The organism is Rhizobium sp. USDA 3886, assembly GCF_056279785.1.
Map to the genome: position 1 here is coordinate 395859 of NZ_JBWCDC010000002.1, position 17217 is coordinate 413075.

11 protein-coding genes and 7 pseudogenes are annotated in these 17217 nt (G+C 57.3%); 11 read left to right on the forward strand and 7 right to left on the reverse strand.

Annotated features, from left to right (window positions below; translation table 11 throughout):
* Positions 1–25: 25 nt before the first annotated feature.
* The 3 genes and pseudogenes from tnpC (ACZ9BX_RS22160) to ACZ9BX_RS22170 form a co-directional block, all read left to right on the forward strand.
* A complete protein-coding gene (gene tnpC, locus ACZ9BX_RS22160) occupies positions 26–1591 on the forward strand; it encodes an IS66 family transposase (protein ID WP_132568907.1) in 1566 nt (521 codons plus the stop codon).
* Entirely contained in the window at positions 1591–1896 is a 306-nt protein-coding gene (locus ACZ9BX_RS22165; protein WP_132568906.1) for a hypothetical protein, read from the forward strand. The genes tnpC (ACZ9BX_RS22160) and ACZ9BX_RS22165 overlap by 1 nt, the downstream gene beginning before the upstream one ends.
* A gap of 44 nt (positions 1897–1940) precedes the next feature.
* A pseudogene (locus ACZ9BX_RS22170) lies at positions 1941–2489 on the forward strand (IS6 family transposase); the annotation flags it as partial.
* 117 nt (positions 2490–2606) lie between these two features.
* On the opposite strand, the gene ACZ9BX_RS22175 reads toward ACZ9BX_RS22170, so the two are convergent.
* The 3 genes from ACZ9BX_RS22175 to ACZ9BX_RS22185 form a co-directional block, all read right to left on the reverse strand.
* Positions 2607–3302 carry a tyrosine-type recombinase/integrase gene (locus tag ACZ9BX_RS22175; protein ID WP_132568949.1) on the reverse strand — a complete coding sequence of 232 codons (696 nt, stop codon included), beginning with the start codon at positions 3300–3302 and terminating at the stop codon, positions 2607–2609.
* A gap of 62 nt (positions 3303–3364) precedes the next feature.
* The gene (locus ACZ9BX_RS22180; RefSeq protein WP_027513894.1) at positions 3365–3916 is read right to left on the reverse strand and encodes a sugar O-acetyltransferase; all 552 of its coding nucleotides are present in this window, start codon (positions 3914–3916) and stop codon (positions 3365–3367) included.
* 175 nt (positions 3917–4091) lie between these two features.
* A complete protein-coding gene (locus ACZ9BX_RS22185; protein WP_027513895.1) occupies positions 4092–4997 on the reverse strand; it encodes a LysR family transcriptional regulator in 906 nt (301 codons plus the stop codon).
* 1314 nt (positions 4998–6311) lie between these two features.
* Between ACZ9BX_RS22185 and ACZ9BX_RS22190 the strand changes: the two genes are divergently transcribed.
* From ACZ9BX_RS22190 to ACZ9BX_RS22205, 4 genes and pseudogenes are all read left to right on the forward strand, one after another.
* Positions 6312–7286, forward strand: a complete 975-nt coding sequence (locus ACZ9BX_RS22190; protein ID WP_027513896.1) for a LysR family transcriptional regulator — start codon at positions 6312–6314, stop codon at positions 7284–7286.
* 18 nt (positions 7287–7304) lie between these two features.
* Positions 7305–8055 (forward strand): annotated as a pseudogene (locus ACZ9BX_RS22195) (IS6 family transposase).
* 730 nt (positions 8056–8785) lie between these two features.
* Positions 8786–9655, forward strand: a complete 870-nt coding sequence (locus ACZ9BX_RS22200) for a hypothetical protein (protein WP_027513844.1) — start codon at positions 8786–8788, stop codon at positions 9653–9655.
* 35 nt (positions 9656–9690) lie between these two features.
* Positions 9691–9837, forward strand: a pseudogene (locus tag ACZ9BX_RS22205) (transposase); the annotation flags it as partial.
* Between the two features lie 365 nt (positions 9838–10202).
* Here ACZ9BX_RS22205 and ACZ9BX_RS22210 read toward each other — a convergent pair.
* On the reverse strand, positions 10203–10688 hold the full coding sequence (locus ACZ9BX_RS22210) for a GntR family transcriptional regulator (RefSeq protein ID WP_084606768.1): 486 nt from the start codon (positions 10686–10688) through the stop codon (positions 10203–10205).
* Between the two features lie 343 nt (positions 10689–11031).
* Between ACZ9BX_RS22210 and tnpA the strand changes: the two are divergent.
* The 3 genes and pseudogenes from tnpA (at position 11032) to tnpC (ACZ9BX_RS22225) (ending at position 13482) form a co-directional block, all read left to right on the forward strand.
* A pseudogene (gene tnpA, locus ACZ9BX_RS22215) lies at positions 11032–11410 on the forward strand (IS66-like element accessory protein TnpA).
* Positions 11407–11808 (forward strand): IS66 family insertion sequence element accessory protein TnpB, encoded by a 402-nt coding sequence (gene tnpB, locus ACZ9BX_RS22220; RefSeq protein ID WP_425299102.1) that lies wholly within the window; start codon positions 11407–11409, stop codon positions 11806–11808. Before tnpA ends, tnpB begins: the two are co-directional and overlap by 4 nt.
* Positions 11805–13482: pseudogene (tnpC, locus tag ACZ9BX_RS22225) on the forward strand (IS66 family transposase). Before tnpB ends, tnpC (ACZ9BX_RS22225) begins: the two are co-directional and overlap by 4 nt.
* On the opposite strand, the gene ACZ9BX_RS22230 reads toward tnpC (ACZ9BX_RS22225), so the two are convergent.
* Together ACZ9BX_RS22230 and ACZ9BX_RS22235 are read right to left on the reverse strand one after the other, a co-directional pair.
* A complete protein-coding gene (locus ACZ9BX_RS22230) occupies positions 13463–13696 on the reverse strand; it encodes a DUF6429 family protein (protein ID WP_014330863.1) in 234 nt (77 codons plus the stop codon). The pseudogene tnpC (ACZ9BX_RS22225) and the gene ACZ9BX_RS22230 overlap by 20 nt on opposite strands.
* Positions 13697–14819: 1123 nt before the next feature.
* A pseudogene (locus ACZ9BX_RS22235) lies at positions 14820–15916 on the reverse strand (chloride channel protein); the annotation flags it as partial.
* Between the two features lie 283 nt (positions 15917–16199).
* On the opposite strand from ACZ9BX_RS22235, the gene ACZ9BX_RS22240 reads away from it, so the two are divergent.
* Complete coding sequence (locus ACZ9BX_RS22240) at positions 16200–16346, forward strand: hypothetical protein (RefSeq protein ID WP_156915388.1); 147 nt, start codon at positions 16200–16202, stop codon at positions 16344–16346.
* Positions 16347–16435: 89 nt separating this feature from the next.
* On the opposite strand, the pseudogene istB reads toward ACZ9BX_RS22240, so the two are convergent.
* A pseudogene (gene istB / locus ACZ9BX_RS22245) lies at positions 16436–17211 on the reverse strand (IS21-like element helper ATPase IstB).
* Positions 17212–17217: the final 6 nt, after the last annotated feature.

Here is a 17217-nt window from a genome sequence, read left to right on the forward strand (position 1 = left end):
GGGCAAATCGGCTAGATTTGCGGGTATGGAAACAGCGCCGCTGGACAGTCAGGACGAGCTAACTGCTTTGCGCGCACTCGTCGCGGAACAGGCGGCGAAACTTGAGAGCCAGGAAGCCGAGGTCATCAAGCGCGACTCCATAATCGGGCTGTTGCGGGCACAACTGGAATTGCTCCGACACCGGCAGCATGGCGCGTCTTCGGAAAAGATCGACCGGAAGATAGAGCAATTCGAACTGATGCTGGAGGAGATTGAGGCCTCCCGTGCCGAGGCTGAAATGCGCTCCGGGAAAACTCCTCTGCCGGAGTTGGACGACGCGCCGGACAAGCCGAAGCGCAAACCATTGCCCGATGGTCTTCCCACCGAAGAGTTGGTCTATGCGGCCCCCTGCAATTGCCCGACCTGTGGTGGCACATCGTTCCTGAAGGCCGCCGACAGGGTGGTCCAGGTGTTGGAGCACGTGCCGGCGTCGGTCAAGATTGTCCGCCATGTCGAAAAGCGCATGATCTGCAGGGAGTGCGATACGACGGTGGCTGGCGAGATGCCGACCCTGCCGATCGAGCGCGGCAAACCCGGACCGGGACTGCTCGCCCATATCATGATCGCCAAATTCGACGATCACATCCCCCTCTACCGCCTGTCCGAGATGTACGATCGGTTGGGGATAGACATCTCCCGATCCGTAATGGCTGACTGGGTCGGCCGCGTATCGGGTCTGCTTGCGCCGCTCGTCTTTGCTATCAGGGCCCATATCGCCGCGCTTGACCGAATACATACGGACGATACCCCCGTCGATGTTCTCGACCCCGGACGGGGCAAGACAAAAACCGGCAGGGTCTGGGTCTACGTCTTCGACGGCAGTGGCTATCAAGCCGCCACTCCCGGTGCCATCGCTTATTACTATAGCCCTGACCGCAAGGGCATGCATCCGGCTGACCACCTCGCAAACTTCAGCGGTGTGATGCATGCCGATGGCTATGGGGGTTACAAGAAGCTCTACGGCAACCAGATCGTCGAGGCCGCCTGCATGGCGCATGTGCGCCGCAAGTTCCATGACGTGATCAAGCTGAAGCCATCGCCGATCGCTGACGAAGCGCTATCGCGCATCGGCGCGCTCTACGATATCGAGGATCGTATCCGCGGCATGCCGGCCGACCAGCGGCGTACACTGCGCCAACAACACGCCAGGCCCATTCTGGAAGAACTGAAGGTCTGGATCGAAGAGACGCTTTCGACGTTGCCGCAGAAGCAGAAGCTGGCCGAGGCAATGCGATATGCCCTCTCTCGATGGGCAGCGTTGAGCGTTTACATCGACGATGGCCGTGTCGAAATCGATAACAACATAGCTGAACGAGCCATGCGTCCACTTGGAATTGGAAGGAAAAATTGGCTCTTCGCCGGCTCGGATAAGGGCGGTGAGCGCATCGCCAACATCCTGACCATCATCGAAACGGTCAAATTGCACGGCCACAATCCGGAGGTCTATCTGACAGACGTCCTGACCCGGATCCAGGATCACCCCAAGGGCCGACTTGAGGACCTATTGCCCTGGAACTGGACGCCAGCGAAAGACCGATGCGAGGTTGCGTGATGGCACGCTCGAGGTTCATCTACACGCTCAAGCAAGTCGCCGTCATGATCGGCGAGAACCTCGAACTGATCGAAGAGGTGACCGCCAACTCGGACAACATCTCCGAGGGCGAACTGGTTTACGTCAGCGATGGCAGTGAAGATGGCACGAAGCGTCTGACCGAGAATGGTATCGACGAACTTCAAAATCTCCTAACCGACATAAGGACGTGGGATGGTGGTATCCACCAGTTCCTCGTCGACGAACAATGCGACCCCGAGATCATCGAGCGCGTCATGGCAGATGAAATGAAACGCGTCCTATAGCTTCGCTCCCTCAACCACGCGAAAATGAGTTCACCGGACGCTCACGATGGGGTCGCAAATTCGGAACGGCTTATGCCAGGCAGTTGTGCAGAAAGAGGCCTTCGCGAAAGGATATCTGGCATCTGGACGAGGTGGTGATTTCCATCGGCGGCCGCAAACATTGGCTCTGGCGTGCCGTTGACCAAGACGGTTACGTTCTCGACGAGATCGTTCAAGGCCGCCGCGATACCCAAGCCGCCAGGCGATTGCTGGTCAGGCTGCTGAAGAAGCAAGGCCTGACGCCGAAGCGGATCGTCACCGACAAATTGCGCTCATATGGTGCTGCAAGACGGGAGGTGATGCCCGCCGTCGAACATCGATCGCACAAGGGCCTGAACAATCGGGCCGAGAATTCTCACGTGCCGCTTCGAAAACGGGAGCGGATGATGCAGGGATTTCGATCCGTCGGCGGCTTGCAACGGTTCATATCGATCTTTTCGGCACTCCGAAATCTCTTCGTCCCCCCGCACCAGAAAAACTCAGCCCTCGCCATCCACATCCATCGGATCCGCGCAATGGCGCAGTGGAAAGCCGTGACCGGCGCAACCGCCTGACGTCTCACACAAGCGCCTTGTTCCGACCTTGATCAAATAACGTGACATCGCCCCGAAAGACTGTCCGGGATTTACCGGAATCGCTGTCCGCGAATTAGCGGAAATGCTGTCCCGGATTTAGTGAAATCGCTGTCCGGGATTTAATGGAACCCCTGTCCGCGAATTACCGAAACCCGCATCCTGGGAAAGCGGAAGCCGGATCTCGTGGCGGCCCTTGGCGCGGACACATAAAGTGCCCTCTCGCCAGTCGATGTCTTCAAGGCACATGCTCGAAACGTCGCCGGCGCGCAGGCCGAGACGTGCGAGCAGCAGCAGAACCGCGTGATCGCGGATGCCCATCGGTGTCGTGACGTCGCACGACGCAACCACCCGATCAACGTCGGCGGTGGAGATGTAGAGCGGCAAGGCCGATAACCGCCATTGCGGGACCGTCGGTATGGCCTGATCAAGCCCCGGTTGGCACAAACCCTGGGTAGCCAGATACTTGAGGTAGCCTCGCAACGCCATCGTCATCGTCTTGAGGTTGGCGCGCGAACTGCGCTGGGCCTCGTCAAGAATCACTTGCCGAACAAGACGGGCATCGTACAGTTTTGGATCAGGACCGAGGTCGGCAAGCAGCCATGACCATACGACCGTGGCGACGGACGGTGCGCTCGGATATCCCCGATGCCGTCTCAGCCAAGTCTGGAAAGCACCAATTTGCACCTCGTGAAGGTCTACACCTGGCAGCTCACGTGTAGACGGCGTCACCGCCCCGTATTCCACCAGGAAACCAACGAACCGGCGTGCGCGATTGACATATTTGGCCGACAAGGACCGCGAGCGTATTGAAGCTGACAAGCCTGAAGAGGGGACTAAGCCAGTCTGGGACCTTCTCAGCCCTTGGCGCGAGCTGGATTTCCTACGACCTTTGCCCCTGCAGGGACATCTCGCGTGACTACGCTTCCCGCGCCCACGACTGCATGGTCGCCAATCGTAACGCCCGGGAGAATGATTACTCCGCCGCCGATCCAGACGCCCCTGCCAATGTACACGGGTCGTCCGAGTTGAAGCCCAGCCTGCCGCTGCTCGGGATCGTGTGGGTGATCGGCGGTATAGATCTGCACAGCGGGCCCGATTGTGGTTCCTTCGCCAATCGTCACCTCGGCCACGTCAAGGATGACGCAGTTGAAATTGAGATACGCGTGGGCTCCGATCCGGATATTAAATCCGTAATCGCAGTGAAAGGGCGGACGGATAACCGCTCCATGCCCAACCTCTCCTAGCCGCTCGCAGAGGAGCACATGCCACTGCTCGGGAGGCGCCCCTAGTGTATCATTGTACCGCTTCAGCCAAGCTCCGGTGACCAACAGGTCGGCTTGGATCTCCGGATCCGCGGCATTGTACATCTCGCCCGCAAGCATCTTATCTTTTTGACTGCGTGTCATTCTTTCTCCTCCGATCGTGTTGGATGGTGGTTAGTCCTCATACAGCATCCATATCCCTTCTGGAGAGAGATTAGAAGCTGAAGCCCGCTCGTCTTGAATAAATCCCATCTCATAACCCTAGCAGGGTACACGCCAATGTTTAGCATAGGGCGATCGAAGGACGCTCCGGTCGAGATTAGATGCGTGAGGCCTCCTGGCACAATATCTCCCGCATCCACTTGTTTCCAGGATCCGTGTCGTAAAGGGCGGGCCACTGGACAGCCTCGATGAACGGAGGAAGAGGCAGGGGGAATTTGATGATTCGAAGAGGTAGCGTTTTTGCAAAGCGCTTGGCCAGCCGCAACGGCATGCTCGCTATACGGTTCGTTCCCAACAGTAAGGGCGGGATCAAGGTAAAACCGGGCACGATGAGTTCGATACGTCTCTTGAGACTGTGCCCGCGCAATAGCCGTTCCTCGATCGAGGGCCCATGCGTGCGTCCGAAGGCAACCGAAACATGCCCCATAGACATGTATTTCTCGAAGCAAAGCTGCCGCGCCAGCTGCTTGTTCGTCAGGCAGCCGACGCACACTAATGTTTCATTGAACAATTTCACTTTGGGATTCGCGCTCGACATGAACAACTCAGGAAGAATTAAAAAATCGACGTGGCCGCAATGAAGAAGCTCGCCTGGATCGTCGTGGAGAGGCAGCAACTCAAAGCTGACGCCGGGAGCCTCCCGAGCCACTCGTGCTACGATCTTCTCAAAGAACACGAGTGTCATGAAGTCGGACAGGATGATTCTGAAACGGCGCTCCGATTTTGATGGGTTGAACGGATCTGAGGAAACGATGGAGAATTGGATGTGCAGCAGGGCCTCGCGAACGGCGGAAGCGAGCCCCGCAGCACGAGGCGTTGTAATAAATTCGCGGCCCCGCATGATGAACAGTTCGTCGCCGAAATAGGTGCGGAGCCGTGCGATGGCTGCACTCATGGCGGGTTGACTGAGGTTGATGCTGCGCGCAGCTGCGGTAACGCTTCGATTAGTCATCACAGCATCGAGCGCGACGAGGAGATTTAAATCTAGACCCTTAAAACGCATTGCCCGACTTATCCATTGCGCGGACTAATACCATGCACACAACAACTTCAGCCACTGCAGGAAAGACGTTAAAAGGCCTGCGGCGATGACGGTCTACGGCTGCAGACACTATGGCACTACAATTCCAATGACCGTGCTCGACACCAAGGACGGTTGAGCCACCGGACGTGCTAGCGTCGGCGTCAGAGCTCAGAGTGCCGTTGCTTGCCGGGGAGGGTTGTTCAAGACATGACACTGCCGGAGCGTGCGATCGTTCACGACCATTCCATCTACGACACAAAGATAGTACTGTGCCTGGCTTGCCACGCATCCACGCTTCAAAATGCATACTTTCGTTTTCCTCGTTCTGGCTCAACTTGGCGAAACGCCCTTTTCGCCAAGTTGATAAAGTGACGTCCTGACGAACGATGGTGCGCTTTCAGGCCTCAAGCCCGAACCGTAGTCACCACCTTGCCGTGGTCGCGGGTGAGTACTCGTATTCGCTCCGCAGCGGATCGCTTCATGAGGCAGTCAATCGTGAAAAGGATCAGCCGCCGACGATGCGGTTCAGTTCTGGGCTCGAATTTCTGCGTATATCGTTGGCGTCTCTCCGGTAATTAGATCAGGGGAGCGGTCATATAGTGTCCACTCTGCCGCTCTTTCCATGCAAAGTTCATATGGCATCATGTGCTCCGGGTATGGCCGAGAACGCCGTGTAGGTAGGTGCACCAGGGGCGCCCCCATTCACTAAGCTGCGACTCGACAGAAAGTGCGACGCGACTATGGTACTGGCGGTTTCTATCCTTCGGGTCTGAATCGGCCAACTTCCGAGGTGTCGCGCATCCATCTAAAGCATGGATGGCTATCATGCGAAAAGTCGATTTCCCAGACTTGCCGAATGCCTTTAGAAGAAGGCCGAGTATGTTCGGAGGGCAAGGATGGAAAGCCAATCACACCTCAACAGGCACGGTTGCAATGAAGATATGTTTGGCAATCCCGGCCTCAGATGTATCAAGGTAGGCCTGACGAGTAATTTAAGGTGGGTTGGGCTCATAGCGGATCATTTGGGCTTCGAAGCCGTTCCGCAAATATGGCGTCAGCCGCCAATCTCCAGGCCATTCCCTGCGAGCACGATCAAGACCTATCGTATGCCTCACTCAAGGGTTCGCGGTGCCGTGCACGGCTGAGCAGAGTCAGTGACCAGGACTCCACAAAAATTAACCTACGCTCCAACTTAATGGCGTTGCCAAGAAGCTCCTCCGGCGTTCGTTAAAGTTACAACGGCCTCGACTTTAAGGATGTGGCGCGAGGACACCAGCTCCCGAGGAGAGACTCATGGATCAGCCCGCTTGGAAGCGGCCGCATACGACGCGCCTGACCATCGGTGGCGACGACGCACAGCGACCGCAGATGCCGAACTTGGCGTCCATCGACCTAAACCTACTGGTGGATCTCGGGGCGTTGCTTCAATACCGCAACATAACCCACGCGGCCCAGCATGTTGGCCGGAGTCAACCAGCGATGAGCCGAGCGTTGTCAAGGCTGCGGGGCATGTTCAATGACGATCTACTGGTTCGCGGCTTGAGCGGTTTGGTTCCAACGCTCATGGCTGAACGCTTAGCTGAAATGTTGCCTTCGGTGTTGGATGCGATTCGACAAACGGTGAACTGCAGCGTCGCTCCAAGGGAATGGCGATGGAAGGTAACGATGGCCATTCCCGATCACCAAGCGTTAGTTCTGTTGCCGCGCCTCCTGCCGCGGTTGCGCGAGGGTGCCCCTCATCTCGACATGGTCACCGATGTGGTCTTGGCCAACGCACTGCGGCGCCTGGAGCAAGGGGAGATCGATCTGGCGGTCGGGCAGATTGGCGCTGCTCCGCCTGGCTACTTGCGGCGCAGGCTCTACGCCGACCGCTTTAGCTGCCTCATTCGCCGCGACCACCCGGTCCTGAAACAGGAGTGGACTTTAGAAAGTTTCGCGGCCTTGCGCCACGTCGCCATTGCCTCGCAGCACGACGACCGCTTCCATAAGATCTATGATGGACTGACCGAGCTGAGCGTGGCGGATTGTGATCCCATCGTGGTTTCCAATGTACTGACGGGGGCGCTTATTATCGCGGCGACCGACTTGGTGCTGGTTGTACCTAGCCGCGTTGCCACCCGAATCGCCTCCGTGCTGCCACTTGCAGTTGTCACTCCACCTTTGGAACTATCTCCCTACGAAGTGGCGCTCATCTGGCACGAGCGTTGCCACCGCGACCGAGAGCATGGCTGGCTACGGCGCGAAATTACCGCCGCAGCACGGGAGTGACGACCAGGTAATTGGGTGATGTCACGTTGTCAGCGGCTTAACGGTTGTCTGGTAATAGGTTGGGATGAACAGTCCGGCCGTAAGCTACAAGAACCACCGCTTTCCACCGCAGATCATCGCCCGTGCGGTCTGGCTGTATTTTCGGTTCCCTTTGAGCCTGAGGATGGTCGAGGAGATGCTGCTGGAGCGCGGTATCGTCGTCTCCCATGAGACGATCCGGAGATGGGGTCGTAAATTCGGAACGGCTTATGCCAGGCAGTTGTGCAGAAAGAGGCCTTCGCGAAAGGATATCTGGCATCTGGACGAGGTGGTGATTTCCATCGGCGGCCGCAAACATTGGCTCTGGCGTGCCGTTGACCAAGACAGTTACGTTCTCGACGAGATCGTTCAAGCCCGCCGCGATACCCAAGCCGCCAGGCGATTGCTGGTCAGGCTGCTGAAGAAGCAAGGCCTGACGCCGAAGCGGATCGTCACCGACAAATTGCGCTCATATGGTGCTGCAAGACGGGAGGTGATGCCCGCCGTCGAACATCGATCGCACAAGGGCCTGAACAATCGGGCCGAGAATTCTCACGTGCCGCTTCGAAAACGGGAGCGGATGATGCAGGGATTTCGATCCGTCGGCGGCTTGCAACGGTTCATATCGATCTTTTCGGCACTCCGAAATCTCTTCGTCCCCCCGCACCAGAAAAACTCAGCCCTCGCCATCCACATCCATCGGATCCGCGCAATGGCGCAGTGGAAAGCCGTGACCGGCGCAACCGCCTGACGTCTCACACAAGCGCCTTGTTCCGACCTTGATCAAACAACGTGACATCGCCCAAACAGCCGTCTCATCCTCGCGCAGTTGGGGCTCCTACTGAATACCTGACCTCCTTGCCGCTCCGGCGTAGCGGAGCGGGTTAGTCCAATAAGCTTTATGCGGAGCTCCGCATAACCGCAAAGGCCCAGATAGCCTTCTGTCGCTGGTGCGCGATGCTGGAAGTGATTCTTTCAATGGCTCGCTCTACGTTTTCCGCGTGCTTGGTGGGATGGTTCCGGTGGAAAAAGTCCAGTTCTGCTGGCCCCGGATCAGCCATCATCGCGTCCAGCTCAATCACGCCAGCTTGGTCGAACGGAATGGACCGGAAGCGGGTTCGATTCACTCGGGCTGCGTCATGGGTATGATTAGAGCATATTTTGCTGCGCTCCGCCCATGGTTTCAGAGACCTGATTCACTTCGCCGCAGCGGTTTTACCCAACAATCTCGGGAGGCTTCCCCGGCACGGCTCATCGGCATCCCCGCCGAACTGAGCCATAACCCCGGAAAATTCCAGCTCCCGCTGACCCACATTTGGGGGTGCACTTCACAAAAACTGCTGGAGCGAACTGAAAACTGGATAAAACTTGGGGGCAACAGAAGGCTCTTCAGGACTACAAATGTAACGCTATATCGGTTTAGCAGACCAACTTTCGAAGCTAGCATAATAAAGTAGTTTAACTGACTTCGGAGTCGACCAATGGATCTCGATAGCAAACGGACACGTACAGCTGAAAGTTCATCCCTTGACGGCGAGAACGCCGTACCCACTCACCTCTCTGACCTTCCAGTAGAGCTAGTAACCAATATTGCAGAACGCCTAATAACCGCTGACCCGCGGGAAACGGCACGCAATCTTGGGCTTTTGAAAACCGTGCAGGCGCCACAGGCAGTCTGGACGGCCGATGGGCAAGAAACTGACCTCGGGAAATTTTACAGGCGGAACAACCAACTCGGACGATCAGCCAACGATCTGCACAACGCAAACTTGGCCGAAGCCGGGCACGGTTCGGATTGGGTATCGACGTATCAAACTGCAGCAAGCGGTCATATAGCTGATTTTCTACCACCTGAGACGCGTACTGCTCTCGTCAATAGAATCCTGGACCTGGATCCGATCAACCAAGCTGTCGCAATCAACTTGGTTGCGACCGACCTTGGCAAGTTCGATGGTGAAGATAAAAATCGCCTTGTCAATCGCGCCATTGAATTGCTTGAGGCTCCTAATGTCTACGGCGCCCATGAGTCCGCTCATAGTGCCATATGCAACGGGTATGGCCACTTAGATGCAGATCAAAGGGCGCGAGTTGGCTTAATTCTCGGCGCCAATCTACAGCAACAGCTGGAAGGGATTCCTCGCCCGGAGCGTGTAGCAGAGCCGGATTTGGACCGGAGGATAACGGCTATTGAGGCTTCAGTCCGTCGTCACCTAGACGCGCCGATATCGTTTGAGCTGGTGGTCGGGCACGCCTTAGGAACCACGGGGTCCATCAGCCAAGTCTCCGATCAAGCCCGAACGGACCTAGTAGCTTCCTTCAGAAGCAGAGAGCGCTCCGACGCGGGACGTTGAGCTCCATGGCTGGGTGAGGCAGAACAGTTCTTTTCCATGTGGTGCGGATCTTCCCCGATGCGCAGAGCTGTCTGCGGCTGGTGCGGGCGCTGGCTGCCGAGACGCATGAGACCTGGCTGGAGGCCATGCGCTATCTCAACATGGAGCATCTGGCCGAGCACAAGAAGGAGATGTTACGCAAGCTGGACGAACCCAAGGCCGATGACGGCGGGCCGGGCGCTTGCGTTGTTGAGGCGCCGCGCCCGTCCGCCAAAATGCCAGCGGCGATGATCCCAATTTGCAGAACACTATGGACACAACTCTGGTGTGGAGCCTGTCTGGGCGTGCGCCGACCCCGATCATATGGGAGTGATCAAAGCACGGTAGGAGAGATGGAGTTCACCTTAAGCATTCGCACAACTACGGATAAGCGCCCACTGATATGATCTACAATTTATTCAAGCTCAATAGTATGTTTGGAACTTTGTCGATTATATACCGGAACAAATCTTCTGTTAATTGGATAGCGTCGTTGTAGTTTCTTTTTTTGATCATGTTTGTTGCTTTCTCAATGAGAGTTATACTTATATTTTATAATCTCGGCATCTCCTAAATAATGATTTCGATAAATCCATATTTTGTACCACGCTCCACTTACAACATCCCGTTCTGAATCGGAAAATATTGCAGCAACCAACGAATCTTGCCAGCGTTTGTAATTCTCGACGTTGTCTCGATTGCAGCTTTCGATATCCAATTCTATTGTATTGCCATTGTCTTTCAATCGGCCAATTGCATAGATATAATGTGATCCCAACTGATCCAGATGAAACAACGCGGTCGAGCTATTAATTTTCTCTACGAAGAACCCTCGGTTGCGCTCCCACCGAAGGAGGCCGCGTTCATGGAGCCTGAGCATAGCCTCTCTTATAGGGGCAACGCTTACCATGTGTTCCTCGGATAATTGCCTGGGATGAAAGAGATGCATTGGTCGATATCTCCCTGAGACTATATCGTTCCGCAGCATTTCGTATGTTTCACCACTTCTTGCCATCGCAAGTCTCCACTTACATAATAGAGGAGCGATATAGGCTTTGTGCGGTGTGCGGAAGTCAACTCAGAAGGTGGTATTTTCAGATTATAAACGATCGATTCATAATTAAACCAAGACGATCGAGATTTTTCTTGGTTAGGTTGTATCTCCAGCGAAGTGAAATTGTTAGGGCCTCGGAACAATGAAGATGAAACAGCCGAAGCAATCCGTGGTCCGTACGCCTCCGAGGAGGGCGCCTTGCTGAGAAGTGAGGCGAACTGGATGTTCTGTCTATATAGGCGTCAATATAGACAGTGTGAGAACCGTGGTTTTAACGATAGAGAAGCGGCCGCAAGTTGGCCGTATGGAGATTGTCGATAGCGGGCGGCGTCGCCGTTTCAGCAACGAGGCCAAACTTGCGATCGTGGCGGAGAGCTATTCCGCCCCGCGTCAGGTCACGGCAACAGCACGTCGTCATCGGATCACACGCTTTCAGTTGAACGATTGGCGTAAAGCCGCTCGCGAGGGACGGCTCGGCGATGGCCGGGGGAGTGAAGGGTTTATTCCTGCACTGTTGGTCCCGGAGCCAGGCATGCCGGTTGTTGCGCCGGACCAATTCTTCGACGGCACAAAGTGGGCTTATGGAGGTTGTCAGCGCCAATGGTCGCCGTGTGATCGTGGGACGCGATGTCGACGTTGAAGCGCTGCTTCGGATCCTGCGCGGACTGGAGGCGCTGCGGTGAATCCGTTTCCGATGGGAACAGGGGTCAAGGTCTGGCTTTCGACGGGGTATACGGACATGCGCTGTGGCTTTCCCTCTCTGGCGCTTCGGGTGCAGGAGGTTCTGAAGCATGATCCGTTGTCAGGGCATCTCTTCGTCTTCAGGGGCCGCAGATCGGATATTTTGAAGATCATCTGGCATGATGATCTGAGCGCCTGCCTTTTTACCCGGCGGCTGGAGAAGGGCCGGTTTATCTGGCCGAATATGGAGGGCGGGGCGGTAGCGATCTCACCGGCGCAATTGTCTATTTGTTGTCCGGGATCGACTGGCGCAATCCGCAGGAAACCTGGCGTCCGACACGGGTCGGATAGCATTATTGCATTGAAAATATTGAGTGAACCTGATCGAATGGCTTCATGACTTCGAAGCCTGTGGATCTTCCTGCGGACCTTGCGAGCGCCAACCTGGCGCTGGTTTCCGAGCGTGAGAGGTTACAGGCTGAACGTGATGTCGTTGTTGCCGAGCGCGACATTGCGGTGGCGCGAGCCGCCAATGCGCAGGCCATGCTGTCGGACAATGAGGCCTTGATCGCCAGTCTGGAACTGGCGATCGAAAAGCTGAAGCGCGAACTGCGCGGCCGGCGATCCGAGCGCACGGCGCGCCTGATCGACCAGATGGAATTGCAGCTCGAAGAACTGGTGATGGCGGCGACGGAGGATGAAGCCGCAGCGCAGGCGGCTGCCGCCAAGACCTCGAGCGTACGTTCGTTCAACGCGCAAACGGCCGGTCCGAAAGCCGTGGCCGGAGGATATCGAGCGTAAGCGCGTGGTGATCGATCCCCCAGTCACCTGTGCATGCTGCGGCGGGTCGCGCCTGTCGAAACTGGGCGAGGACGTCACCGAGACGCTCGAGGAGGTTCCGCGCCGGTTCAAACGATCGAGACGGTGCGGGAGAAATTTACCTGCCGTGACTGCGAGGCGATCAGCCAGCCGCCGGCGCCGTTCCATGCCACGCCGCGCGGATACATCGGTCCTCATCTGCTGGCGACGATCCTCTTTGACAAGTTTGGAATGCATAGCCCGCTGAACCGCCAAAGCACCCGGTTCAAATGCGAGGGCATCGAGCTTTCGACCTCGACGCTGGCTGACCAGGTCGGGTATGGAACAGCCGCGCTCCTGCCGATCTTTGATCTGATCGAGGCGCATGTCTTCGCGGCCGAGCGCCTTTTTGGCGACGACACTACCATTCCCATTCAAGCCAAAGGCAAATGCACGACCGGGCGAATATGGACCTACGTGCGCGATGACCAGCCCTACGGCGGCGCGGCGGCGCCGGCGGCCATACTATGCTTCGAGCGACCGCCGCGGCGAGCATCCGCAGAAGCACCTGGCCGAGTATGGTGGCATTCTGCAGAGTGATTGTTACAATGGCTTCGAGCCGCTCAGTGTCGCCGAAAAGAAAGCGGTACCGATCACCTTCGCCTTTTGCCATGCGCATGCGCGGCGGAAGTTCTTTGAACTGGCCGACATCCAGAAAAGTGTCCGTGACCGCAAACGGAGAGGCAAGCCGATCTCGCCGATCGCTCTGGAGGCCGTCCAACGGTACGATGCGCTGTTTGAGATCGAACGCGAGATCAATGGATTGAGCGCCGCAGAACGGTTGGCCGCGCGGCAGGAAAAGAGCAAGCCGCTGTTCGATGACATGCACGAGTGGCTGAAACGGGAGCGCGGCACGCTCAGCAAATCGTCCGAGGTGATCGAGCCGATCGATTACATGCTGAAGCGTTGGGATGGCTTTGCCCGTTTCCTCGCAGATGGCAGGATTTGTCTCACAAACAATGCTGCCGAGCGCGCTCTGAGAGGAATTGCACTCGGCCGTCGAAACTGGACCTTCGCCGGTTCCCAGCGTGGGGCCGATCGAGCCGCCATCATGCTCTCCGTCATCACGACCTGCCGCCTCAACGACGTCGACCCAAAAGCGTGGCTCGCCGATGTGCTCGCCCGAATCGCCGATCTTCCCGTCTCCCGCCTGCACGAACTGCTGCCTTGGCAATGGAAGTCGCACAAAGGGACGGCTATTGCGGCGGTCGCGTAAACAGCTCCCGGAACAATGCTTCCGAACGCTCCAAGCCTTCATCGGTCAGGATCAATGACTTCGACTTGTTGACTGGGTCGCCGATCATGCCCTTCTTGTGAAGCCGATCCGTCGTTGCCCAGTCGAAGCCCTTCCAGGCACAACGCTCGTTATGCAGCGTCAGCCATAACAGCGCCAAAACGGCATCGTCGATCTTGTCCTCATCGATCTCCATGAACCGACGTTACCACACGCGGGGCCCAAAATCCCGCGGCCCTGCTCGGATGGATACGTTATATCGCAGGCGTGCAATTCGAGACTTTGTGATCGATGCCGACGGTAACCGATATCGATTTGTCGGCACTGCGGCACGAGACCCGTCTGGCCGCCTTGATGTAGACGTTCTCCGCCCCAGTGAGGGGATCGTAACCCCGGCCTTATTTACGCGAGAGATCGGCTAGCGAGCGGCGTCCCCTGCCCAAAAGCGGTGCGAGCTTTCACGGCTCCCAGCAAACAAGCGTGCCAAGCCTGTCAGGCCAAAGGCCGTCATCATCCTTAACCCCTATTGCCCGCGCATCTCGTTGGCGGACGAGGAGGGCGCGGTGAATTGCCGACTCCAGAGGTTCTTCATCCGGTTCGGCAAAGGCATCGCTGATCTGAAGCACACCAGTCTCCTTGTCTGCGCTCCCGCCGACGTGAATGATATGCCCCGGGTATAGATGCGCCGTGTCGTTCGTTATGAAATGAAATCTGTACATCCCTCTCCCTCTGTTTAGTTTCGTTGAGAAATAGCTCCCGCCGCAAGGCACGTGAGCGATGGTGAGACGCGCAGTGGCTGATCTCCGCCTCGCGTTAGCAAAAGCTTCAACCTGCCTCACTCGAAGCAAGCAACTGTTTCAGGTGGTCGATAGTGGCACCGGCCTGTCGCAAGGCAATGAGGTTCTGCGCCGTGTCATGAGCCCTTGGGTGTGAGTGATCGATGCATTGCATTCGACACCATCGATCGAGCAGCACACTCAAGGCGACGACATCTGCAGGATCCATTGCCGCCCTTTTCTCCCGCAACATCCCCCACATGTTGGACCTCCCCTTTTTCCAGCCGTGGAGAAGAACAAGAAAACCGGTTAGATCTCCACAGCTGTGATCGCGACCGGCCGGAGTGGTTGAACATCATCTCAATGCCGGACACTCATTTGATATCATGCTATGCTATCTTTAGCGAGAAGGACTTTCTCGTCGGCGTGCTTACAATCCGCGGTTAAAACGGCATGCGGTGTCACCGAAGTTCAGCGCCAAAAGTGAGGAAGTCAAACGCCTGCTCGCGCCTAAACCGGCCCGCCTACGATGACGGTGCGTGATCACGGGCTCTTGACCGCGCGATGGGTTCTTATCGCAGTCGCAATGAAAACGCGTGAAAGTCCATGATAGAGCGGCTCGCGAGAGCGAAGGCGTGAGCCGATTCGAGACGGCCATGATCGAAATGACCGCCTGATGGTCGCCGGTCATTTCCAGGACGATCACGAAGGCAGTCATCGGCGCCTGCACGACGCCCGAGAAATAACCCGCCATGCCGGGGATCGCGGCGAGGGCGATGCTCGTTCCGAGCAGCGAGCCGACGGTGCTGCCGAAACTGGCGCCGACGGCAAGCGATGGCGCGAAGATGCCCCTGGAATGCCCGACATCATCGACAGGAAGCTGGCGGCGAGCTTTTCGATGAAGAAGAGCAAGGGAAGCACTGTCCTTCCACCGCGCCCCTGGCCTGCTCGTAGCCGGTGCCGAAGGTGGCACCGCTGGATGCAACGCCGATGACTGCAACTGCAAGCCCGCAGATGCCCGCAAGTGCCAGCATGCACCGCAGCGGCTGGGGTTGCGCCCAACGCCGGATGCGCTGGCCGAAGTGAAGGGCAAAGCCGCTGAAGGCCGCGCCCAGCGCGCCGCCCCCAATGCCGCATACGAGGACAAGAGCCCAATCGGCGAGCTGCGTCGGCGCTGCCGATGCTGAACCAAAATAATTGCAGCTGCCGGACAGGCCGAGAGCGGCGAGACCTGATAGGATGACCGCCGTCAGTACCAGCCCGCTTGCCCGCGACTCGTATGTCCGGCTCATCTCCTCGATCGCGAAGACGAAGCAAGCGGCGTGTTGAACGCCGCCGCGATGCCCACTGTCGAGCCGGCGAGGATCAGGCCGCGGGTCTGCGCCATGCCGCCGAAGCGCGCCACCGCCAGCGTGATCGAAGCGCCGACCTGTACCGTCGGCCCTTCGCGGCCGATCGAGGCGCCGGAGAATAGTCCAAGCACTGTCAGCACGATCTTTATAAAAGTCTTGGTAATCTATCCGACGTCGCGATCGAATGAAGCCGGCTCGCGCAGCGCTGAGCGTATCTAGCCGCGGTCGCCAGAGGGAGAACGAACCCCATGAGACACGGGAACGACGAAGAAGCTTGGAGTTGCGGTAATGACTGGCATCAAGTTCCCGATACGAAAGACATTATCGATGTCGGCAACTTAACTTGAGATTCCGTCACGATTTTAGGCAGTTGAATTGAGAATGGCTGGCAGGACATTTTTCTGCATTCCAGCGATCGATCAAGGCATCTTACCTCCGACAATGCCGATTGTTTCTCAATGTTTCAATGTTATAGCGTGCCGGCGACGAGTGTGGCGTGGTTCGCACGGGGCGAGCGGCGAGGATGTGGCACCCTTGGCGCTGTTGGAACCGACCACCGAAGGAGCGTCCCATGTCACAATCTTTCGACGCGAGCAAATTCCTCGTCGCCCTTGATCAGGATAGCACAATCATTGTCGTTATCGAGATGAGTCAATCGAATTGGCTCGTCGCCGGGGTTATACCCGGCCTCGAACGCCAGCTGCGGATTTCGGATTAACGGGACAGCGATTCCGGTAAATCCCGGACAGTCGTTTCACTAGATCCCGGACAGTCTCGCGGGATCGACTTTCGTTCGCCTGGTTGATGTCATTGGTTATTGATTTCGGCGTTTCGCGCTTCGGTCAAGAGCGGTCGTGGTTTTTGCCTCCTCATGCTGTCTCCCTCGAGCGCAATTCGATGGGCGTTATGGACGATACGATCGAGGATGGCGTCAGCGATCGTCGGTTCCCCGATCATCTCGTGCCACTGGGCCACGGGCAGTTGGGCGGTGATCAGAGTGGATTTCCTGCAGTAGCGCTCTTCGAAGATTTCCAGGAGATCGAGCCGCTGCTGATCGCTGAGCGCATGGGTTCCCCAATCGTCGAGGATGAGCAATTGGACGCGCGCCAGTTTGTCGAGCAATCGGGGAAACCGACGTCGAGGCGTGCCAGCGCCAAATCCTCGAAGAGACGAGGCATGCGGACGTAGAGAACGGAATAATCGAGGCGGGCCGCCTGCCGTCCGATGGCGCAGGCAAGCCAGGTTTTGCCCGTTCCCGTTTGACCGGTCAGGATCAGGTGCTCATGGGCTTTCAACCATTCGCCTTGGGCCAGCGAGAGAAGCTGTCGGCGATCGAGGCCGCGCTGGGCGGCGAAGTCGATATTCTCGATGCAAGCGTCGGGGAAGCGCAGTTTGGCGCTTGCAAGCCGGTTGGTCAGGCGCTTGTCGCCGCGCACGGCCATCTCCCGGTCGAGCATCAGACCCAGCCATTCATCGCGGTTGAGATCGCTGCCCTCAGTTTGATTGGCCAGTTCGCGATAAGCTGCCGCCATGCCGGATAGACCGAGTGCGTGCATCTGGTCGAGGGTTGGATGTGTGAGCATGTGAGT